The organism is Curvibacter fontanus, from assembly GCF_054780335.1.
Genome location: NZ_BAAGWN010000045.1, coordinates 45,154 through 66,447, shown reverse-complemented (window position 1 = coordinate 66,447; position 21,294 = coordinate 45,154). Strand labels below are relative to the sequence as shown.

Annotated in this window: 21 protein-coding genes; 7 read left to right on the top strand and 14 right to left on the bottom strand. The window is 64.7% G+C overall.

The annotated features are described in order from the left end of the window. Positions 1 to 282: 282 nt before the first annotated feature. Positions 283 to 1,197, bottom strand: coding sequence for an adenylate/guanylate cyclase domain-containing protein (locus ACYVH8_RS15955; protein WP_460489797.1), 915 nt, complete (start codon positions 1,195 to 1,197; stop codon positions 283 to 285). A 256-nt stretch (positions 1,198 to 1,453) separates the two neighbouring features. Between ACYVH8_RS15955 and ACYVH8_RS15950 the strand changes: the two genes are divergently transcribed. Then, a complete protein-coding gene (locus ACYVH8_RS15950; protein ID WP_460489796.1) occupies positions 1,454 to 1,795 on the top strand; it encodes a hypothetical protein in 342 nt (113 codons plus the stop codon). 114 nt (positions 1,796 to 1,909) lie between these two features. On the opposite strand, the gene ACYVH8_RS15945 is transcribed toward ACYVH8_RS15950, so the two are convergent. The 4 genes from ACYVH8_RS15945 to ACYVH8_RS15930 all read right to left on the bottom strand — a co-directional run bounded on the left by ACYVH8_RS15945 (position 1,910) and on the right by ACYVH8_RS15930 (position 6,655). After that, positions 1,910 to 2,923 (bottom strand): LD-carboxypeptidase, encoded by a 1,014-nt coding sequence (locus tag ACYVH8_RS15945; protein WP_460489795.1) that lies wholly within the window; start codon positions 2,921 to 2,923, stop codon positions 1,910 to 1,912. A gap of 11 nt (positions 2,924 to 2,934) precedes the next feature. Then, positions 2,935 to 4,317, bottom strand: a complete 1,383-nt coding sequence (tadA, locus tag ACYVH8_RS15940; protein ID WP_460489794.1) for a tRNA adenosine(34) deaminase TadA — start codon at positions 4,315 to 4,317, stop codon at positions 2,935 to 2,937. Continuing rightward, positions 4,304 to 4,927 (bottom strand): FMN-binding negative transcriptional regulator, encoded by a 624-nt coding sequence (locus tag ACYVH8_RS15935; protein WP_460489793.1) that lies wholly within the window; start codon positions 4,925 to 4,927, stop codon positions 4,304 to 4,306. Before ACYVH8_RS15935 ends, tadA begins: the two co-directional genes overlap by 14 nt. A 234-nt stretch (positions 4,928 to 5,161) precedes the next feature. Further along, complete coding sequence (locus ACYVH8_RS15930; RefSeq protein ID WP_460489792.1) at positions 5,162 to 6,655, bottom strand: sensor domain-containing diguanylate cyclase; 1,494 nt, start codon at positions 6,653 to 6,655, stop codon at positions 5,162 to 5,164. Between the two features lie 120 nt (positions 6,656 to 6,775). Between ACYVH8_RS15930 and ACYVH8_RS15925 the strand changes: the two genes are divergently transcribed. Next, positions 6,776 to 8,611, top strand: a complete 1,836-nt coding sequence (locus ACYVH8_RS15925) for a PcfJ domain-containing protein (protein WP_460489791.1) — start codon at positions 6,776 to 6,778, stop codon at positions 8,609 to 8,611. 15 nt (positions 8,612 to 8,626) lie between these two features. Here ACYVH8_RS15925 and guaA read toward each other — a convergent pair whose 3' ends face one another. Continuing rightward, positions 8,627 to 10,240 carry a glutamine-hydrolyzing GMP synthase gene (gene guaA, locus ACYVH8_RS15920; protein WP_460489790.1) on the bottom strand — a complete coding sequence of 538 codons (1,614 nt, stop codon included), beginning with the start codon at positions 10,238 to 10,240 and terminating at the stop codon, positions 8,627 to 8,629. A gap of 84 nt (positions 10,241 to 10,324) precedes the next feature. Next, entirely contained in the window at positions 10,325 to 11,794 is a 1,470-nt protein-coding gene (guaB, locus tag ACYVH8_RS15915) for an IMP dehydrogenase (protein ID WP_460489789.1), read from the bottom strand. Between the two features lie 123 nt (positions 11,795 to 11,917). Between guaB and ACYVH8_RS15910 the strand changes: the two genes are divergently transcribed. Then, positions 11,918 to 12,397, top strand: a complete 480-nt coding sequence (locus ACYVH8_RS15910; RefSeq protein ID WP_460489788.1) for a DUF4124 domain-containing protein — start codon at positions 11,918 to 11,920, stop codon at positions 12,395 to 12,397. Between the two features lie 30 nt (positions 12,398 to 12,427). On the opposite strand, the gene ACYVH8_RS15905 is transcribed toward ACYVH8_RS15910, so the two are convergent. Further along, positions 12,428 to 12,763: an RnfH family protein gene (locus ACYVH8_RS15905; protein ID WP_460489787.1), complete on the bottom strand. Its 336-nt coding sequence runs from the start codon at positions 12,761 to 12,763 to the stop codon at positions 12,428 to 12,430. Position 12,764: 1 nt separating this feature from the next. Beyond that, positions 12,765 to 13,208 carry a type II toxin-antitoxin system RatA family toxin gene (locus tag ACYVH8_RS15900; RefSeq protein ID WP_460489786.1) on the bottom strand — a complete coding sequence of 148 codons (444 nt, stop codon included), beginning with the start codon at positions 13,206 to 13,208 and terminating at the stop codon, positions 12,765 to 12,767. Between the two features lie 65 nt (positions 13,209 to 13,273). On the opposite strand from ACYVH8_RS15900, the gene smpB reads away from it, so the two are divergent. The 4 genes from smpB to ACYVH8_RS15880 all read left to right on the top strand — a co-directional run bounded on the left by smpB (position 13,274) and on the right by ACYVH8_RS15880 (position 15,883). Further along, on the top strand, positions 13,274 to 13,747 hold the full coding sequence (smpB, locus tag ACYVH8_RS15895; RefSeq protein ID WP_460489785.1) for an SsrA-binding protein SmpB: 474 nt from the start codon (positions 13,274 to 13,276) through the stop codon (positions 13,745 to 13,747). Positions 13,748 to 14,103: 356 nt separating this feature from the next. Further along, positions 14,104 to 14,499, top strand: a complete 396-nt coding sequence (locus tag ACYVH8_RS15890) for a COG4315 family predicted lipoprotein (RefSeq protein ID WP_460489784.1) — start codon at positions 14,104 to 14,106, stop codon at positions 14,497 to 14,499. 44 nt (positions 14,500 to 14,543) lie between these two features. After that, positions 14,544 to 15,062: a sigma-70 family RNA polymerase sigma factor gene (locus tag ACYVH8_RS15885; RefSeq protein WP_460489783.1), complete on the top strand. Its 519-nt coding sequence runs from the start codon at positions 14,544 to 14,546 to the stop codon at positions 15,060 to 15,062. A 17-nt stretch (positions 15,063 to 15,079) separates the two neighbouring features. Beyond that, positions 15,080 to 15,883, top strand: coding sequence for an anti-sigma factor family protein (locus tag ACYVH8_RS15880; protein WP_460489782.1), 804 nt, complete (start codon positions 15,080 to 15,082; stop codon positions 15,881 to 15,883). A gap of 9 nt (positions 15,884 to 15,892) precedes the next feature. On the opposite strand, the gene ACYVH8_RS15875 is transcribed toward ACYVH8_RS15880, so the two are convergent. From ACYVH8_RS15875 to rbfA, 5 genes are all read right to left on the bottom strand, one after another. Further along, positions 15,893 to 17,029, bottom strand: coding sequence for an enoyl-CoA hydratase/isomerase family protein (locus ACYVH8_RS15875; protein WP_460489781.1), 1,137 nt, complete (start codon positions 17,027 to 17,029; stop codon positions 15,893 to 15,895). Continuing rightward, the gene (locus ACYVH8_RS15870; protein WP_460489780.1) at positions 17,026 to 17,901 is read right to left on the bottom strand and encodes a DMT family transporter; all 876 of its coding nucleotides are present in this window, start codon (positions 17,899 to 17,901) and stop codon (positions 17,026 to 17,028) included. The genes ACYVH8_RS15875 and ACYVH8_RS15870 overlap by 4 nt, the downstream gene beginning before the upstream one ends. 123 nt (positions 17,902 to 18,024) lie before the next feature. Then, positions 18,025 to 19,854: a translational GTPase TypA gene (gene typA / locus ACYVH8_RS15865; RefSeq protein WP_460489779.1), complete on the bottom strand. Its 1,830-nt coding sequence runs from the start codon at positions 19,852 to 19,854 to the stop codon at positions 18,025 to 18,027. Beyond that, positions 19,851 to 20,801, bottom strand: a complete 951-nt coding sequence (truB, locus tag ACYVH8_RS15860) for a tRNA pseudouridine(55) synthase TruB (protein WP_460489778.1) — start codon at positions 20,799 to 20,801, stop codon at positions 19,851 to 19,853. Before truB ends, typA begins: the two co-directional genes overlap by 4 nt. 2 nt (positions 20,802 to 20,803) lie before the next feature. Further along, positions 20,804 to 21,175, bottom strand: coding sequence for a 30S ribosome-binding factor RbfA (rbfA, locus tag ACYVH8_RS15855; RefSeq protein ID WP_460489777.1), 372 nt, complete (start codon positions 21,173 to 21,175; stop codon positions 20,804 to 20,806). Positions 21,176 to 21,294 lie beyond the last annotated feature (119 nt).

The following is a 21,294-nucleotide window of genomic DNA, read 5'->3' as shown; positions in this document are numbered from 1 at the left end:
GCTTTGCAGTGGCTGTTGGACATGGAAACCGCAATCTTCTTGGCGCTGCCATGCAGCCCAACAGCGGTGACTTTTACCTCCTGAATACTCAAAGTTTGAGCATTAAAAGATTCACGTAGCACATTGATTTATAAGAATATTTCTTGATTTGTTCGAAACATTACTTCAGAAATATTCGAAGCTTTATTTAAGCTGTTTGCAGGTTCTGCGATGTTGGGAACTGTGACTTTACTTCATACGATGTATATTATGTTAAATAATAAATTCAAGAAAAAAATCATCTCAATTGACCTCAAAACTCACGGTCGGCGCACTGGCATCCGTGAAGGACGCCCCCAGGGCAATCAAGCCCTTGCCATGAAGAACACACTCCTCGCGACGCAGCAACAGCTCTGAACGCGCTCCGACAAAACGAATCCAGGTGCCGTAGCTGCTCATGTCGATCAGCATGATCCGGCCGTGGCGCCATTCAAGACGGGCATGCGTGCGCGACACACGAGGATCGGCCACGACGAACTCGCAATGCCGGATACGACCCAGATGCACGGGCAACTCGAAGGACCGGAAGACGCGTTTCTGGTCACCCCAGCTGAGATGGACTTCCTGGCCCAAGGCATCGGCCTTGGCCGCCTTGCTTACGGGATCCAGGTCGCCCTGCATGGTGATGAAGTCGGTGGACTGGTCTTCATGCCACTCGACCTGGTACACATTGCAGGGTTCGACCCGGCCACGCACACTGATGGGGCCCAACGACCGGTAACGGATGCCATTGGCGCGGCTGGAATAGTCCAGATCGGGGCTTTCAGCCCATATTTCATGGGGGCCCGCCAGATCGCTGAGTCGGGAGGCGATATTGACGGCATCACCATAGCAATCCCCGTTGACGATTTCCACCTCACCGCTGGCCACACCCACGCGTATCGGCAGGTGCTCGGCCAGAGGCTGCTGCAAGAGGTTCATCTGGTGCTGGCGCTGCAGTTCGACGACGGCGTTCACGGCCACCGTGGCATCCGAAAAAACCGTCAGGACGCCATCGCCCAAGGTCTTGATGACCTGCCCTCCGCGGGCTTGCAGCATCTCGCAGATCCAGCGCGTCAGCTGGGTCACGGCTCGTGTGGCCCTGGTGTTACCTAGTGACTCGAAAACGGAGGTACTGCCAGTGAGATCAGTGAAAACGACGGTGGTGTTGACACCCATGCGCGGACTTGATTGATTTCTTCTGTGGACAGTTTAGGGCATCGCCGTACGCTTGGATACCGAGGTTCACCCCAGGTCCAGTCTGGCTGGACAAGCATACAGCCCTGCGGTGTTGCCTGATGTATCTTGGGTAAATTATTGATTTATATGTTGTTTTCGGATGACATTCAGAGCAAAAATCTGTTGTGGGAAATCCGCAGCGAAATTACCCTGCGGAAGTCGTTGAGTCTGTTGATCCCTACATACAAGAACATCTATGCATAAACTGGCCGGCCAATTCATCAGCAGCATGCAGGGGCTGTTGGGACGTCCCATGGTGGAGGACACTCGCGCCACGGTCCGCATCGAGGACATCCGCCAAGCCATGCTCGACTCCCTCGGTGACGAGGGCTGCACCAGCTACCCGCACATTGAACGGCGCGTGCTTTTTGCGCCGGACCTGCAAGGTCTTTGGTATCTGCGTGCCGACATCATGGTGGCCATCTCCTCTCTGCAAGGCGAGGGAGTGGCCAATCAGAAGATCCGCCTGATCACCCGCATGTTCGAGGGCCTGCTGCCCAAGGGCATGATCACGCGTCCCGGCGCACTCAGCCGCTAAGGGAATGCCGACCAAGTCCCTCCGTCCGGACTGAGCCTGGCCTGTCCTGAACCGGGTCGAAGGGCTCAACGCGAACGGACTGGTTCAGCACAGCCTCAGGCCACGGATCGCGTTTTAATGCATGTGGGCGTGTTCGCCCCACAACAGCAGTACATCACGCCCCTGCACCACCAGATCGCAAGCCTGCCCCACCGGCAGCAAGACTTTGGTGGGTACATGTCCAAAAGGCAGGTTGGTCAGGACAGGCACCTTGAGCTGGCTGCGCAGCCAGTTGATCACGGATTGCAGTTTGAAGCCCTGGTCGTGCGGCACCAGCTTGTAGCCGGTGAATTGCCCCAGCACGATGGCCTTCTGCCGGGCCAATACACCTGCATGCAACAACTGCGTCAGCATGCGCTCGATCCGGTAGGGGTGCTCGGTCACATCTTCCAGAAACAGGATGCCTTCTTTCACGGCCGGGAAATACGGCGTCCCGAGCAGGGCGCACAGCACGGCCAGATTGCCCCCCCATAGCACACCGTCGTCCACCTTGAAGTCGGCGGCATCGCCCAGGCGCCGGGCATGGAATGCGCCGGCCGCGGCGATATCGGCTTCGCGCTCCTTGTGCTGACGCCAGCCCGCACCTTCCCCCTGCCCCTGGATCAGGTCGTCGAAACAGGCTTCCATGATCTCGTCCGGGCCGCCCTGTCCGCCGGCCCCATGGCCATCGGCCACGTCGGACCGGTCACTCACACCGAAGCCCTCGCACAGGGAGGGCCCGGCCCAGGTCACCGCCCCAGCCTGGGCCAGCACGGCCAGCTGGAAGGCCGTGAAATCACTGAGGCCGACAAACTGCGTGCCCTTGTCCACGGCCTTGGCCACGCGTTTGTACGAAATGCCGGGGAGGATGCGGGTCAAACCATACCCACCCCGGGAAATCATGGCCACGTCGGCGCCACTGGCGGTCGCCCGGTCGATGGCGGCCAGGCGGGTGGCGTCATCACCGGCAAAACGCTGGTGGCTGGCCAGCGCCGCTTCGTCGACCTCGACCTCGTGGCCCAGGGCCTGCAGGCGCTTGACCCCGCGACGAAAGGCCGCCTTGTCGCGCACGGCACCCGAGGGGGAATAGATGTAAATGTGCTTTTTCATGAAGCTGCTGATTATCGGGGCGCGAAATGACGAAGTGCCGCCTGTGCGATGGTCTCGCCCTGCTCCTGGACGAAATGCCCGCCCTCCTCGACACGCATGGGTTCGGGACAACCGCGTATCGTTTGCTGCAACAGCTGCATCACAGGCCAGCCCAGCACCGGATCCTGCATGCCCACGGCCATGAGGCTGCGGCCCCGCCAATCGTTCTGCCAGAATGCGCGCGCCTGGCACGAGATGGCGGCGCCATCGGCCTCTGGCGTCCCGGGCGCCATGGGTGGAAAGGCGCGCAAAGCCGCACGGTGGCCGCGATCAGGGAAAGGCGCGTTGTAGGCTGCGCATTCCGCCTCGTTCATCTGCGGGTTGCCGCGCGCCAGCAGGCGGCCCACGTCGAAGTCCGGTTTTTTGGCACACATCTCGCGCCAGGCCAGAAAACCCGGCGTGAGAGGGCGGTCACCAGTGGCCAGCAGGGTGTTCATCAGCAACAAGCCCTCGTAGCGCTGCGGCGCAACCATGGGCAGGGTCAGGCCGAGCAAACCACCCCAGTCCTGGACCACGAGTGCGATATTTTTCAGATCGAGTTGCTCGACGAACTCCAGCAGCACCTGGCGGTGCCAGCTGAAGCTGTGCATGCCCTCCTTCTTGGGCTTGTCGCTGCGGCCGAAACCGATCAGGTCCGGCGCCACCACGCGATGTCCTGCCGCAAGAAACACGGGGATCATCTTGCGGTAGAGATAGCTCCAGCTCGGGTTGCCGTGCAGGCACAACCAGGTCAGCGGCGCCTCCCGTGGCCCTTCGTCCAGATAGTGCAGGCGCAGGCCCGCCAGGGCGGGCAGGTCACTGAGGTAGTGCGGCGTCCACGGGTAGCCGGGCAGATCCATGAAACGATCCTCCGGCGTGCGCAATGCATCCTCGCGCACCGGCTGGCTCAGACGGCGCTGGCTCTCGCGCTTTGCCTGGAAAAAATCCTGCAGCAGTGTCCCGCACTCTCCCGCCAGCACGCCACCCTGCACCACCGTCTGGTGGTTCAACTGCGGATGGGAAAACAGGTTCAGCACGGAGCCGGCCGCACCGGTCTTGGGGTCAGGCGCCCCGAACACCACCCGTTTCAGGCGGGCATGCAGCAGGGCCCCGGCACACATGGGACAGGGCTCCAGTGTGACAAAAATCTCGCAATCCTCCAGCCGGTAGTTGCCCAGCCGGGCGGCGGCATCACGCAGGGCGCAGATCTCTGCATGCGCCGTGGGGTCGCGGCCACCTATGGGGGTGTTGTGCCCGACCGCAAGCACCTCACCGCGATGCACCAGCACGGCCCCCACCGGCACCTCGCCGGTCGTCCCAGCCAGGCGGGCCTGTGCCAGGGCCGACTGCATGAAATGCTCGTCAGTGGTTGCCATGCAGGCCCAGTCGCTCCATCCAGGTGGCCAGTTCGCGTTCGTTCTCGCTGCCGGCAGCATAGGCCGTCTTCATGGCAGCATGGGCTTCCGGCCGGTGCTGGTTGATCTTGAGTTTGCACTGCAGGGCCGTGATGCGCAGCTCGAAGGCCACGATGCCGGCGAGCATCTTGTGCGCATAGTCCTCCCCCAGGCTGCGCCATTGCGCGGCGTAAGCAGGTTCGTGGTCGCCGATGAGTTTCTTCAGCAAACCATCCTTGGCTTGGGCATCCTCGACCAGTGCAGCCGACACGGTGCAATGCACGGCCAGATAGTTCCAGGTGGGGACCCGTGCCAGATCCGGGTAGACACCGGGCGACATATAGGCGTGCGGCCCCATGAAGGTCACTACGGCCTGGGGCCGGGCCTGCAGGTGGCGCCAATGCGGGTTGGGCTTGGCCACATGCCCGAGCAGCACCAGTTGCTCGCCCGCCTCCTGCACATGCAGGGGAAGGTGGGTGACATAGGGCAGGCTGTCGTCATCCAGGCTGATGAGGCTGGCAAAGGGATACCCGTGCATCAGGGCCAGGGCGTGCGCGCGTTCTTCGGATTTGAATTGGGGAGGCAGGTACATGGTGCTAGGGCCTGTTCACACTCATTTCGCAAGTGCGAACAGGGTTAAAACCGCACCAATCTAGGCGCGCGACGACGCCCAGGCTGGCCGCCTGGGCTAGGAATGCAACAGCGAGTGGCGCGGTTTTAACCATGTTCCCTCCGGGGCATGACTTTTTTGATCCGCAACGCATCTTGTGAAATGAGTGTGAACAGGCCCTAGTCCGAAGTCTATCGCGGCCGCGCGACCCTGGCTTCAGGGCCCTTCGGCCACGACGACACGGTTGCGCCCCTGCTGCTTGGCGGCATACAGAGCCTGATCCACCCGTTTCAGGGCGGCCTCCGCCGAGTGGTCATCGGCCGCGATGAGGCCGGCCCCGACGCTGATGCTGTAGCTTATTTCGAGCTTGCCGTAAGGAACCGGGGTTCGTCCCACCTGTTCCCGCAGGCGTTCGGCCAGCGTGCGCAAGCCCTCCAGGTCGGTATTGGGCAGGACCACGACAAACTCTTCACCACCCCAGCGGCCGGCGATGTCGATGCCACGCAACTGCGCACGCAATTGTCCGGCCAGGGCCCGTATGACAGCATCGCCGGCATCGTGCCCGTACTGGTCGTTGATGGATTTGAAATGGTCGATGTCGATCATCAGCAGGCCCGAGGGTTCGCCGCGCAGGGCCCGCTTCCACTGCTCAGTCATGTACTGTTCACTGACGCGCCGGTTGTTCAAGCCGCTCAGGGCATCGGTGCGCGCCATGACGGCCAGCTCGGCATTGGCCTGTTCCAGCTTGCGGATGAGTTCACTGGACAGGCTCTGCCAGCGCATGAAAAGACGGTAGCCGAAAAAGACCAGGAACAGGATGATGATCGCGAAGATCCAGAAAAACACCCAGCTGGTCGCGCGCATGATTTCGGCGGCCTGGAAGATCGCGGCCCCGTCGCCGAGCGCTATGGCCCGCCCCACCCGGCCACTCCCCAGACCGATGGTCACGAAACCATAAGCCAGCACCCCCAGCAGCATGACGGCAATCAGCCGCAAGACCCGCCGACGCGCCTGCGTGGCATCCTGGCTCAGATAGGCCGGATGGCGCAGTTGCCAGCGCATGATGGCCGGCCCACTGGCATACAGCAGGGGCCCCGCCAGCAAGACACTCTGGAGGAAAGAGCCCAGCCACCAGCCCTGCCAGATCGCGAGCACGGCCGTGGTGTCGATGCGGTTGGTGTAGCACCAGACCAGCGCCCCCGCAGAACCGAAGACACTGGCCACGAAAGCCAGTTGGGCGTAGACCAGCAGGGATTCCAGGGTGCGCAGGCTGCGCGAGACCGCAATGCCCCGGTAACCCAGCACCAGCACGGCAAAACCCAGGGGGTTGGCGCAGGCGAACAGCAGTGCCCAGGCCCAGGGCATGCCCGCATAAAGTGCCAGCGACAACGTGGCCAGATAGGCCGGGATGGCGCCCCACCACCAGCCGAAATTCAGGGTCCACCAAAGACAGATCAGCAAGGGAGGGTAGACGGTGATGTAGATGTCGACGCCACCGAAGGACAGGGGCAGGCCGGACCACCGCTGGATCACGGTCATCAGGCCGAGGCCGATGCTGCAGACCATGCTCAGCAGCCAGCCGCCAAAGATCAAGGTGCGGGTGCGACGCGGGGCCAGACGCCAGAGCTGCCGGGGCGCCACCGAGCGAAAGGCTTCCGGCGCCCCGTCGATCAGGGGCAGCACTTCTACAGCGCGGGCCGACTTGCTCACCTGCCTATGATGGCATGTTCCGGTCTGCCAGTCACGCCGATCCGGGGCCGCCCCATGAAACACACTTTCTGCTATCTTTAGCCGCAACAGAGACAAGTTCAGGGCACGACGGGAACAGGCATGAGCGGCGCGCTGGTGGGATTCCGGATCGACGGCAAGAAGAAGCTGCTGCGGCTGCATGGCGAACGCAGCTGCGAAGGCGTGCTGAACGAACTGCTGCGCTATCTGCAAAAGGTCGGCGATGCCCGTCTGCGCAGCTATGCACGCGCGCTGCAGATGATCACCCCGGCGCAGGGACCCTTCCCCGCCGAAGCCGCCAGCGCCGCCATCCAGGCCTGCTTCGAGGATCACTTCGGGGAAACCTGCCGTGTGCACGGCAGTTGGACCGAAACCTTCGCGGCCTTCCCCGGGCTGGAAGGCTGGCATGCCGGCCTGCCCTATCTGCCGGCCGCCAGCATCGACCACTGTGGCGACGTGTGCTGGGGCTTTCTGATCGAGCTTGACGCCAACGAACTCCAGATCTTCGTCAACCGCAATGCGCGCTTCCGCTGGCGTGACATGGCCGACACGCAGTCCGCCTACTGCGCCCTGCGCCTGGAACAGGCGCGCCTGCTGACGGCGCAGGACCTCTCGGCTCTGCACGGCCTGTTGCACCAGCACTCCTACTCCGATGGCATTGACCCGCACCTGCCCATGCGCGACGGGGTTTCCGCCCCCTTCCCTGGTCCCGGCGACTGGCGGGCGCGGCTCCAGCTGGCCCATGGCCGCGTGCGCCTGCTGCTCGAGCGCGGGCCGATCAAGGCCCGGATCCGGCAGGTGGGCGAACTGAAACTCGACGATGCCCATTGCGGAGCCCTGCTGCGCGAGGCGCTCGATCCGCCCGTGTTGACGCTGTCGCTGGCCATCTATGGCCCGGGCGCCAACCTCGGCCAGGTGGCCCATGTGGCACTGCGGCGGTCACAACTGCCTTTCAGCCCCGGAGAGGGTGGTTTGCCGCTGCTGGACCTGGGCCTGAGCCCGGGTTCCGGCCTGCAACTGCCTCTGGGGCCGGGGTTTTTCGACGCGGTGCGGGCGCGCTTTCTGGACGCCGGCATGAGCGCACAGGGCTGGCGTTTCCTGATCAGGCAGGACCATGCGGTGCTGCGAGCGCTGCTGCAGTTTTTCCCGCCTTCGGCCCGCATCCTGCGCGCTTTCGCCCACTTCATCAATCTGCTGGCCAGCGCGCTGCAGAACGAAGCCCTGCGGCTTGAACGCTGCCAGCCGGCCCTGCGCGGCATGGAACGCATCCTCGACCGCACACGGGGCCGTCCGGGCCCTCTGCGCGAGGAAAACGCGCGCATCTTCCTGCGCGCCGTCATGCGCGCCCGCCTGTCGCCGGAGGACGAAGCCAATCTGCCGCACGATGCACAGGACGTATCCGATTTTGTCTATTCGCACACGGCCGTGCTCAAGGGGGCGACCTGGCGCTCCCTGTGCCGTCGCTCCGGCGCCTGGCACCGTGCGCTGCTGATCACCGTCGATCCCGAGAAGGACGTGCACTGGGCCGCCCTGCTCCCCCGCTACACGGCCGGCCTCTTTCTCGCAGTGGAGCTGGACACCGGCTCTCTGCTGGCTGAGGAGGGGCTGGAGCAGCGGCACTGCATAGGCACCTACGTCAATGCCTGCGCCAGTGGCGCCACGCGTGTCTTTTCCCTGCGCCGCAACGGCAGGCGCACGGCGACGATCGAGCTGCAGCGCAACCACGACGGTTCCTGGCGCATGGTCCAGATCCGGGGCAAGGCCAACACGGTGATCCAGGACCCGGCCATGCTCGATGCGGCCGACCAGGTGGCGCAGGCCTATTCAGAGGCGGCGCAGTTGCGGGCCCATCTTCTGCCCCCGCAGGAAGGGCCGGAAGCCGGCAGCTATGCGCCCCCGACCTACCTCATCCACCGGCAGGAGCACTGGACGGGCTAAGCCCGCCCTCGTCGCTTACTCCCACTCGATGGTGGCCGGCGGCTTGGAGCTCACGTCGTAGGTCACGCGGTTGATGCCGCGCACCTCGTTGATGATGCGGCTTGAAACCCTCTTGAGCAGCGCATAGGGCAGCTCGGCCCAGTCGGCTGTCATGAAGTCGCTGGTCTGCACGGCACGCAGGGCCACGACGTAGTCGTAGGTGCGGCCGTCGCCCATCACGCCCACGCTCTTGACCGGCAGGAAGACCGTGAAGGCCTGGCTGGTCAGGTCGTACCAGGTCTTGCCGCTGGCCTCGTCCTTGAAGTTGCGCAGTTCCTCGATGAAGATGGCGTCGGCGCGGCGCAGCAAGTCGGCGTATTCCTTCTTCACCTCGCCCAGGATGCGCACGCCCAGGCCCGGGCCGGGGAAGGGATGGCGGTAGACCATGTCGTGCGGCAGGCCCAGGGCCACGCCGAGTTCTCGCACTTCGTCCTTGAACAGATCGCGCAGGGGTTCCAGCAGCTTCAGGCCCAGCTGTTCCGGCAGGCCGCCCACGTTGTGATGGCTCTTGATGGTGACGGCCTTCTTGCTCTTGGCGCCGCCCGACTCGATGACGTCGGGATAGATGGTGCCCTGGGCCAGCCACTTGGCGCCCTTGGCGCCCTCACCCTTGAGCTTGGCCGCTTCGGCCTTGAAGACATCGACGAAGAGGCCGCCGATGATCTTGCGCTTCTGCTCGGGTTCGCTGACGCCCGCCAGCCTGCCCAGGAACAGCTCGCTGGCGTCCACCCGGATGACCTTGGCGTGCAGCTTGCCGGCGAACATGTCCATGACCATGTCGCCCTCGTTCAGGCGCAGCAGGCCGTGGTCGACGAAGACGCAGGTCAACTGGTCGCCGATGGCGCGATGGATCAGCGCCGCCGCCACGGAAGAATCGACACCGCCGGACAGGCCCAGGATGACCTCCTCGTCGCCCACCTGCCGGCGGATGGCCTCCACGGCCTCCTTGACGTGGTCGCGCATGACCCAGTCGGCCCGGGTGCCGCAGATCTCAAGCACGAAACGCTCCAGGATCGCCCTGCCCTGCACGGTGTGCGTGACCTCGGGATGAAACTGCACCGCATAGAAGCGGCGCTGCTCGTCGGCCATACCGGCGATGGGGCAGCTGGGCGTGGAAGCCATGAGCTTGAAACCGGGCGGGAAGGCCGTGACCTTGTCGCCGTGGCTCATCCAGACCTTGAGCATGCCGTGGCCCTGGTCCGTGGTGAAGTCGGCGATGTCCTTGAGCAGCGCGGTGTGGCCATGGGCCCGCACCTCGGCGTAACCGAATTCGCGCTGGTGGCCGCTTTCGACCTTGCCGCCGAGCTGCTGGGCCATGGTCTGCATGCCGTAGCAGATGCCCAGCACTGGCACACCCAGCCCGAACACGGCCTGCGGCGCCTTGTCGGTGCTTTCCTCGTAGACGCTGGCGTGGCTGCCGGACAGGATCACGCCCTTGAGCTGGCCGTCGGCGGCGAACTGCCGCACCCACTCATCCGTGACATCACAGGGATGGACCTCGCAATAGACATGCGCCTCGCGCACACGGCGCGCGATCAGCTGCGTGACCTGGGAGCCGAAATCGAGGATGAGAATCTTCTGGTGTTGCATGGCGGTACAGGAACGGTTCGGTCCATCTGAAAGGCAAAGGCCCGAACGCCGTGGATGGGGGTTCGGGCCTGGGCTGCGGTTGTCTCAGTCAGCGCGGTAGTTAGGCGCCTCTTTGGTGATTTGGACATCATGCACATGGCTCTCGCGGATGCCGGCCGAGGTGATCTCCACGAACTCGGCCTGGTTGCGCATCTCCTCGACGGTGGCGCAACCGCAATAGCCCATGCTGGCGCGCAGGCCGCCGGCCATCTGGAAGAGGATGGCGACCACCGAGCCCTTGTAGGGCACGCGGCCCTCGATGCCTTCGGGCACCAGCTTGTCGGCCTGCGGGTTGCCGGCCGTCGACTCCTGGAAGTAGCGGTCGGCGCTGCCCTGCTGCATGGCGCCGATGGAGCCCATGCCGCGGTAGCTCTTGTAGCTGCGGCCCTGGAACAGCACGATCTCGCCCGGCGCCTCTTCGGTGCCGGCGAACATGCCGCCCATCATGACGGTGCCGGCGCCGGCCGCGATGGCCTTGGCGATGTCACCGCTGTAGCGGATGCCGCCGTCGGCGATCAGCGGCACGCCCGTGCCCTTGAGCGCCGTGGCCACGTTGTCGATGGCCATGATCTGGGGCACGCCCACGCCGGCCACGATGCGGGTGGTGCAGATCGAGCCCGGGCCGATGCCGACCTTGACCGCGTCGGCGCCGGCTTCCACCAGGGCCAATGCGGCGGCGCCGGTGGCGATGTTGCCGCCGATGACATCCACCTGCGGGTAGGTCTGCTTGACCCAGCGCACACGGTCGATCACGCCCTTGCTGTGGCCGTGGGCCGTGTCCACCACGATGGCATCGACGCCGGCCTTGACCAGGGCCTCGACGCGGGCTTCGGTGCCCTCGCCCACGCCCACCGCCGCGCCCACGCGCAGGCGGCCGGCGGCGTCACGCGCGGCATTCGGGAAATTCAGCTGCTTGGTGATGTCCTTGACGGTGATCAGGCCCTTGAGCTCGAAGGCCTCGTTGACGACCAACAGGCGCTCCAGCTTGTGCTTGTTCAGCAGGGCCTTGGCCTCGGCCGGGGTGGTGCCGTCAGGCACGGTGATGAGTCGGGCGCGGGGTGTCATGATCTCGCGCACCGGCAACTCGTAGCGGGTCTCGAAGCGCAGGTCGCGGCCGGTCACGATGCCAACCACCTTGCCGCCATCCACGACCGGGAAGCCGGACACGCCCAGCTCGTCGGAAAGCTTCATCACATCGCGCACCGAGGTCTCGGGGCTGATGACCACCGGGTCGCGCAGCACACCCGATTCATAACGCTTGACCTTGGCCACCTGGGCGGCCTGCTCGGCCACGCTGAGGTTCTTGTGAACGATACCGATCCCCCCCTCCTGGGCGATGGCGATGGCCAGGCGGGCTTCGGTGACCGTGTCCATGGCCGCAGAGACCAGGGGCAGGTTCAGGGAAATATTGCGGGAGAAGCGGGTCGAGAGAGAGGTGTCCTTGGGGAGGACCTGGGAGTACGCCGGCACCAGCAACACATCGTCGAAGGTGAGCGCTTTACCTAGAAGGCGCATGTCTAAGCTCCAAAAAAGAGATTGTACCCGCCTCGATGCCAGTTTGCGGCGGCCCTGCCCCCGGCGCATCCTCTGCAAGCCGGGGTCAGCTAGAAATCAGCCAAGCGGCGCTACACTGCTGCCATGAAACCGATCCGCCCCCTGATCTGCCTGGCCCTGTGTCTCTACGCGCTCGCAGCCAGCGCCCAATGGCAATGGATGGACAAGGACGGCCGCAAGGTCTTCAGTGACCGGGCGCCGCCGTCCGACATTCCCGAGAAAAACATCCTCAAGCGGCCTGGTGGCCGGGGCTTCGCCCCCCCCGCACCTGTTGCCGCTCCCGCGGCAGAGCCGGCCGCCGCAGGCGGTGTGGACAAGGCTCTGGTGGAAAAGAGGAAACAGGCCGAGAGTGCGGAGGCTGCCAAGCGCAAGGCGGATGAAGATCGCAACACCCGCGCCATGGCCGAGACCTGTAGCCGGGCCCAACAAGCCAAATCCGGACTGGATTCGGGCGCACGCATGAGCCGCATCAATGAAAAAGGCGAGCGCGAATTCCTCGACGACGCCGCCCGTGCTGCCGAAGGTGAACGCCTGCAGGGCATCATCAACGAGAACTGCAAGTAACAGAGCCGAGCTCTGCTCCGGGGCGCAGTGCTAGCAGCCCGTCTTGGCCCCGGCCCGCTTCCGGGCGAAAAGCCCGGCCCGGCCGGCGCCCTGCTCGGCAAAACGCTCGCGTCGGGCCACCTTGGGATCGACGCGCAGGTCCCGGTACACCTCCACCCGGTCCTGGTCACGCAGCACCTGGCCGCGCGCGACCTTGCGCCCCCAGACCCCCACGACCACCTGCGTCAAATCGACATCGGGGCAGAGCTTGGCCAGGCCGCTGCTTTCCAGGGCCCGGGCCACGGTGGCGCCGGCCGGCAGGCGCAGGGATATCTCCCTCACCTGGCGCGCGACCGGCGCATAGACCACCAATACGTCGATGTCCATTTCAGCCCCCATAGACCTGCTCGGCCCGCTTGACGAAGGCGTCCACCAGGCTGGCGGCGATCTTGTCGAACACCGGCCCGACCAGCCGGCCCAGCAGGGCATTGGAAAAGCCGTAGTTCAAGGTCAGCTCGACCTTGCAGGCCCGCTGCCCGCCCTCGCCCACCGGCAGGAAATTCCAGCAGCCTTCGAGCTGTGAAAACGGCCCCTTGACCAGTTCCATCTTGACCTCGCTACCGGGCACATGGGTGTTGCGGGTGGTAAAGCTTTGATGGATACCGCTGAAAGCGATGCCGACCTCGGCCGTGGCGCCGCCCTCATGGGACTCGATGATGCGGGCGTGATCACACCAGGGCAGGAACTCGGGATAGTCGGTCACGCCGGTGACCAATGCGTACATTTCCTGCGGGCTGTACCAGATCAGAACGGACTTGTGGACGGTTTTCATAGAATGCTGGACCCGCAGGCCCAGACGGAATTGTAAGTTTGCTGCCCGCCCCCATTTGAGACTCCATGGCCAAAAAACCCGAAACGCCCGCCCGCATTGCCGACAACAAGAAGGCCGTCTTCAATTATTTCATCGAGGAACGCTTCGAGGCCGGCATGGTGCTCGAGGGCTGGGAAGTCAAGGCCGTGCGCGAAGGCAAGGTGCAGCTGACGGACGGCTACGTCGTGATCCGCGACGGCGAGATGTACATCATCGGCTGCCAGATCAATGCGCTCAAGACCGCCTCCACCCACGTACGGCCCGACGCGGTGCGGACCAAGAAGCTGCTGCTCAAGAAGGACGAGATTCGCCGTCTGGTCGGCAAAGTCGAGCAGAAGGGCTACACCCTGGTGCCCCTGAACCTGCACTGGAAGAATAACAAGATCAAGTGCGAAATCGGCCTGGCCAAGGGCAAGGCCGAGCACGACAAGCGCGACACCATCAAGGACCGCGAGGGCAAGCGCGAGGTCGAGCGAGCCATGAAAAGCCGCAGCCGCTAGGGCCTGTTCACGCTAATTTCTCAAGTGCGAACAGGGTGCAAAGGGTGCCAATCTAGGCGCGCGACGAAGCCCAGGCCGAGAGCCTGGGTGAGGAGTGCAACAACGAGTGGCGCCCTTTGCACCCTGTTCCCTTCGGGTTGCGGCCAAAAAGGCCATGCGGGGTGATGCGCGGACTTGCCGGGGGCCGACCCCGGCAAGTCCACGCGCCTACCGCATGACCTTTTTGATCCGCAACGCATCTTGAGAAATTAGCGTGAACAGGCCCTAAATATTTTCAGACGCATGGAATAAACCGGTGGCCGCCGGCGTTTACCCCCTTGAGCACGCTTTTGTGCCGCAACCCGACGGAGATGGACATGACTTTGACTGCTCCCCGCGCCAAGCGCGCCTTCCTGTTTCTCACCCTGAGCGCGGCCCTGCTGGCCGGCTGTGCTTCCATGGCCACCGGCCCCGCCAAGGTGTCCGATGGCGTGTTGACCGGCCCCAACGGCATGACGCTCTACACCTTCGACCGCGACGCGGCCGGCAGCGGCAAGTCCGTCTGCAATGGCCCCTGCGCCACCAACTGGCCACCCTTGATGGCCGGTGACATGGACCAGGCCGGCGGCGACTACAGCATCATCACGCGCGACGACGGCAAGAAGCAGTGGGCGATCAAGGGCAAGCCCCTGTACTACTGGGCCAAGGACATGAAACCGGGCGACCGCACCGGCGACGGCATCAACAAGGTCTGGCAGCTGGCGCGTCCCTGACGCTTTTCCGGGCGGCTTCCGTCTCCGTACAGAGTGCACACCAGATGGAACGCCCTGCCCTGATCGAACAGATTCCCGGCCTGCGCCGCTACGCGCGTGCGCTGACCGGGAATGCCTGGGCGGCCGACGACCTGGTGCAGGACACCCTGGAGCGCGCCTGCGCCAAGTGGCGCCTGTGGCGGGCGGGCTCCGACCTGCGGGCCTGGCTTTTCACGCTGATGCACAACCTCTACATCAGCCAGGTCCGCCACGCCCTGCGCCAGGGCGAACTGGCCCGCCCCCTGGACCTCGGCGAGCTGGACCAGGAGTTGCCGGCGCCGTCCGCGCCGCTGGACAGCGCCCTGGACCTGCAGCGCTGCCTGCTGCGCCTGCCCGAGGAGCAGCGCGTGGTGTTGCTGCTGGTCACGCTGGAAGACCTGTCCTACGCCGAAGTGGCCCGTATCACGGGCGTGCCGCTGGGAACGGTGATGTCGCGCCTGTCGCGCGCGCGCAGTCGACTGCAGGAGCTCATGACTGCGCCATCCGAGACCGCCGCGACGCCTGCCCTGCGGCGTCTCAAGTGAAACCGACGATGAACACCATGGACACACGACCCGATCAAACCGTCAGCGAAGAGGAGCTGCATGCGCTGCTGGACGGCCAACTGGATGCGCTCGGGCGTGCGGCGCTCGAAGTCCGCCTGGCGCTCGACCCTGCGGCCACGGCAACCCTGCAGGCCTGGCAACGCCAGCGCACCGCGCTGCGCGGGCTGCATCGACAGGTGCTGGAGGAAACCATCCCCGCCAGCCTGCTGGCCGCGGCCGGCCGGGCCGGACAGGCCCACCAGCAGGTGCAGCAGTGGTGGCGCTGGGGCGGCATGGCGGCGGGACTGGCCCTGGCCTTCGGCCTGGGTTGGCTCATGCATGGACAGAGCGGATCGGATTCGACACTGGCCCGCGCGCCGGCCGCACGCGAGTTCGTCCACCAGGCCGCCTGGGCCCACGCGGTCTATGCGCCCGAGGTCCGCCACCCCGTTGAAGTCGGTTCGGCCCAGGAAGAACACCTGGTGCAATGGCTGTCCAAGCGCCTGGGGCGCCCGCTCAAGCTCCCCAAATTGAACGGGCAGGGTTTCGATCTGGTCGGCGGCCGGCTGCTGCCGGGCAGTGACGGCGCACGCGCCCAGTTCATGTACCAGAACGCGCGCGGTGAACGGGTGACGCTCTACCTCGGCAGCACCCCCGGAGACATACGTGATGGCGACGCCGGCACGGAATTCCGCTACAGCGTGGATGGCCCGGTCCCGGGCTTCTACTGGGTGGAAGAAGGGTTTGCCTACGCGCTGTCAGGGGCGCTGAGCCGCGAGCAGCTCTTGCAGCTGGCGCAAGCGGTCTACCACCAGCTCTGAGCAGCTTGCTCAGGCCAGTTCGCGCAGCGGATGCGCGTGCGCGGGCCAGGGCGAGACGAAGAAGCCATCCACCATGGCCGGCGTCACCTCCTCCAGCCGCGCAGGCAACCATTTCGGCGCGCGGTCCTTGTCGATCACCAGGGCCCGGATGCCCTCCATGGTGTCGGTTGCCGCCATGTAACGGTCCAGATGCCGTGTGTTGAAGCAGTGGCGCACCATGTCGCGTTCCATGCGCAGCTCATCGGCCAGGCTCATGCCCGCGCCCCGGCGGATCTGCTGCAGCGTGACCTCCAGCATCAGCGGCGAATGCGCGCGCAGGGCCTTGACGGTGCTGGCCGCCCACTCGCCGCTTTCCTTTTCCAGCGCCTGCACGACGCGCAGAACATCAGGCTGTTCGAAACAACGTGCGATGGTGTCCAGCGGCAGAGCTGCTGCGGGTGCTACGGTGATGTAGTTCCGCTGCCAGCTCTCCAGCCTGGTGGCATCAAAGTCCGCCAGACCGGCCAGCGCATCCCAGGCCTCACCGATGCGCGCTGCATCGAAGCAGACGTCGGCCAGTTGCAGCGCCAGGGCATCACCGGCGCCGATGACTTCGCTGGTCAGGGCCAGCCACTCGCCGCCATGGCGCGGGCAACGCGCCAGGAACCAGCCGCCGCCCACGTCCGGAAAGAGGCCGATGTTCGTTTCCGGCATGGCCATCTTGGTGCGCGGCGTCACGATGCGCAGCTTCGCCCCCTGACTGATACCCATGCCGCCCCCCATGACCACACCGTCCATGAAGGCGATATAGGGCTTGGGGTAGTGGTGGATCAGATGGTTGAGCGTGTATTCCTCGGTGAAGAAGTCCTCGATCTCTGCGTCAGCGCGCAGCACGGCCTGGTGGAAGAAGCGGATGTCGCCGCCCGCGCAGAAAGCGCCGAACGGCTCTTCCTGGCTACCGGAGGGCCCACCTTTACTCATGCCGCGGATCGCCACCGCCTGCACCTGCGGATCGTCGCGCCAGGCCAGCAGCGCCGCGGCCAGGGCGCGGATCATGGGCAGGGACAGGGCATTGAGCGCACGCGCTCGGTTCAGCGTGATGCAGCCGAGATGTCCGCGAACTTCGGTTTGCACTTCGGGGCAGGTGCAGACAAGAGGGAATGTCATTGTTTTTGCTTCCAGACCATCAGTTCATTGGCTACCAGGGCGAACAGCACCAGCGCCCCGCCCTGCAGCACGGCTGAACCCGGCGCTTCGCCGGCGCCGATCCAGACCAGCAGGATGCCAAGAATGATTTCCAGCTGCGCCAGCAGGGAGATCTCATGCGCCTTGAGCACGCGTGCGCAGATCACCAGCAGGGTGCAGGGAATGGCCAGCTGGACCAGGCCCAGGAGGGCCAGCAGGCCGATGTCGTGCGCCGTGGCTTGCAGGGGCAGCGCCAGTGGCAGCGTGAGCAGGGCGGAGAGGATGCCGCCGACCAGCACCGAGGGCACGAGGTCCACGTCCTCGCCCTTGGCATGGGCGTGCTGCACCACGATCCAGTTGATGGCCGCGCTCAGCGGTACGAACAACGCCACGAACAGCCCCAGGCCGCTGTCGCTGCCCAGCTGCCCGCCGAACATCCAGGCCATGCCGGCCCCGGCCAGCGTGATCGCCGCCCAGGTGAACCAGTCGATGCGCTGGCGCAGGAAGAGCCAGGCCAGCAGCGCGGTGAACAGGGGATTGAGTGAGGAGATGACCAGCACCCCGGCCACGCTGGTCAGGGTCAGGGCCAGCATGAAGGAGGTGAACATGGCGCTCCAGCACAGGCCGGACCACCAGAGTGCCGCCGGCGCGCTGCGCAGCTGACGCCAGACCGCGCCCGGACCGCGCCACAGCGGCAGGATCACGAGCAGCGAGAGCGCCGTGAAGAAACTGCGCCAGAAGGTGACTTCAAAGCTGCGCGCCGCTTCCAGCTGCCGCGTGACGACGCCGGCGATGGACCACATCAGGGCCACCGCCACCATGAGCCAGGCCGCGCGCCGGTGCGTGAGTTTCATGGTGAATCAGATGACGCGCTGAGCGCATGACCTTGCCGCTGACGCGGCATGGATGACGAAATGACCAACGTCATGCGGCTGCAAGCCGCGTCATGGCTGCGCCAGCGGCGCAAGGTCATTTCGTCACAGACTCTTTCCTGCGCGCTTGCGTTCGTTTTCGGTCAGGTGACGCTTGCGCAGTCGGATCGACTTGGGCGTGATTTCGACCAGTTCGTCGTCCTCGATGAATTCCACGCCGTATTCCAGCGTGCAATCGATCGGCGGCGTGATCTTGATCGCGTCTTCCTTGCCGCTGACGCGGAAGTTGGTCAGCTGCTTGGTGCGCGTGGCGTTGACCACCAGATCGTTGTCGCGGTTGTGGATGCCGACGATCATGCCTTCGTACACCGGGTCATTGGCCTTGACGAACATGCGACCGCGGTCGTCGAGCTTGCCCAGGGCGTAAGTGAAGATTTCACCGGCGTCCATCGAAATCAGCACGCCATTCTTGCGGCCGCCGATGTCACCCTTGTGCGGCTCGTAGCCGTCGAAGATGTTGGAGATCAGACCGGAACCGCGGGTCAGATTCAGGAACTCGTTGGAGAAACCGATCAGGCCGCGTGCCGGAATGCGGTACTCCAGGCGCACACGGCCGCGGCCGTCCGGCTCCATGTTCACCAGTTCACCCTTGCGCTCGCCCAGGGCCTGCATCACGCCACCCTGATGGCCTTCCTCGATGTCGGCGGTGACCAGCTCGATCGGCTCGCACTTCTCGCCATTGATGTCCTTGAACATCACGCGCGGCTTGGACACCGCCAGCTCGTAACCTTCGCGGCGCATGTTCTCCAGCAGGATGGTCAGGTGCAGTTCACCGCGGCCCATCACTTCGAAGATGCCTTCCTCGTCGGTTTCCTTGACGCGCAGGGCCACGTTGTGCTGCAGCTCTTTTTGCAGTCGGTCCCAGATCTGGCGGCTGGTCACGAACTTGCCTTCACGACCGGCCAGCGGGCTGGTGTTCACGCAGAAGTTCATGGTCAGGGTCGGTTCGTCGACCTTGAGCATGGGCAGGGGCGCCGGCTTGAGCGGATCGGTGATGGTCACGCCGATGCCGATTTCATCGATGCCGTTGATCAGCACGATCTCACCCGGGCCGGCTTCCGTGGCCTGCACACGTTCCAGGCCCTGGAAGGTCAGCACCTGGTTGATACGACCCTTGACGGCCTTGCCATCCGGCCCTTCCATCACCACCACGTCCATGGCGGGCTTGATCGTGCCCTGGCTGATGCGGCCGACACCGATGCGGCCGACGAAGGTCGAAAAGTCCAGCGCGGAAATCTGCAGCTGCAGCGGCGCGGCCGGGTCACCCTTCTGCGAAGGCACGTGCTTGAGGATGGTATTGAACAGGGCCGACATGTCCGGGCCCCACTGCTCGCCCGCAGCGCCTTCTTCCAGCGAAGACCAGCCGTTGATGCCCGAGGCGTAGACCACGGGGAAGTCGAGCTGTTCGTCGTTGGCGCCCAGCTTGTCGAACAGGTCGAAGGCCGCGTTGACGACCTTGTCCGGGTTGGCACCGGGCTTGTCGACCTTGTTCACCACCACGATCGGCTTCAGTCCCAGCGCCAGTGCCTTCTTGGTCACGAAACGCGTCTGGGGCATCGGGCCTTCCTGCGCGTCGATCAGCAGCAGCACGCCATCCACCATGGACAGGGCGCGCTCCACTTCGCCACCGAAGTCGGCGTGGCCGGGGGTGTCGACGATGTTGATGTGTGTGCCCTCCCAGGTCACGGCGCAGTTCTTGGCCAGGATGGTGATGCCGCGCTCTTTTTCAATGGCGTTGTTGTCCATCACGGTGTCGACCACTTTCTCGTGCTCGGCGAAGGTGCCGGACTGGCGCAGCAGCTGGTCCACCATGGTGGTCTTGCCGTGGTCGACGTGGGCGATGATGGCGATGTTGCGGATCTGTTTATGGCTCATGGTTGGCTTTCCAGGATTTGTTGGATTTCGATCGGGCTCAACAGGCGCCCGGGTATGAGTTCGCCGGCCTTGACGTGGGCGGTACCCAGCAAGGCATGGGGCTGGCTGCCATAGACAGCCACTTGTTCGGTATCGGGCCAGTTGCCGCGTCGACGCAGGCCGCTGAGGAAACGACCGGCATTTTCGCTGTCCAGCGTGACGCTGGCGTGACCTGGCAGCAGCGTGTCGACCGGCTTGAGCTGCTTCGGGCGCTCGGTCTCATCCAGCGTCTCCAGCCCTTCCAGGGTCACACATTGGGTCTGGTCGAAGGGTCCGGTCGCGATGCGTCGCAGCGCCACCAGGTGGCCGCCGCAGCCCAGGGCTTCGCCGATGTCTTCGCCCAGGGTGCGGATGTAGGTGCCCTTGCTGCACTTCACGTGCAGACGCAGAAAGGGCGCATCCCCTTGCAGTTGCACTTCCAGCAGCTCCAGCTCGTGTATCACCACGTCGCGCGGCTCGCGCTCCACGGTCTCGCCCTCGCGGGCATATTCGTACAGGGCCTTGCCGTCCTTCTTGAGGGCGCTGTGCATGGGCGGCACCTGGCGGATCGGGCCCATGAACCGGTCCAGCACCTCGACCACCTGGCCCAGCGTGCAGTTCACCGGGCGCTTGGCGATCACCTCGCCTTCGGCATCGGCCGTGCTGGTGCGCACACCAAGACACACCGTGGTTTCGTAGGTCTTGTCGGCGTCCAGATGCAACTGGCTGAACTTGGTCGCGGCGCCAAAGCAGATGGGCAGGACACCGGTGGCCAGCGGATCGAGCGTTCCGGTATGGCCCGCTTTTTCGGCGCGCAGCAGCCATTTGGCTTTCTGCAGCGCGTTATTGCTCGAAAGTCCGAGCGGTTTGTCCAGCAAGAGCACCCCATGCACAGGGCGCCTTTGCACCCTGGTGCGTGGCGCTTGCATGGTCACCCCTCGTCTTTGGAACGTGACGCGACAGCCTGCGCGATCAGCGCATTCATGTCGGCGGCCCGCTCGGTGGTGCGGTCGAACAGGAAGTGCAGGGTCGGCACGGTATGAATGTGCAGACGCTTGAACAGACCGTTGCGCAGAAAACCGGCCGCCTGGTTCAAGGCATCCTGCGTTTCCTGCGGGTCACCGACCAGCACGCTGAAGTAGACCTTGGCATGCGCGTAGTCGGGTGTGACTTCGACGGATTGCAGCGTCACCATGCCCACGCGCGGGTCCTTCAACTCGCGCGCGATCAACTCCGTCAGATCGCGCTGGATCTGATCGGCGACCTTGAAGCCGCGGTTCGGAGTGGATGATTTTTTGGGCATGACGAATGATGCTCACCTACGGCTCGCGATGACCCCGCGCCCATGGCGCATCGATGATGCGGGCAAAGCCCGCATGACTTCAAGTCATTTCGTCATCGATGCCGCTTGGCGGCAAGATC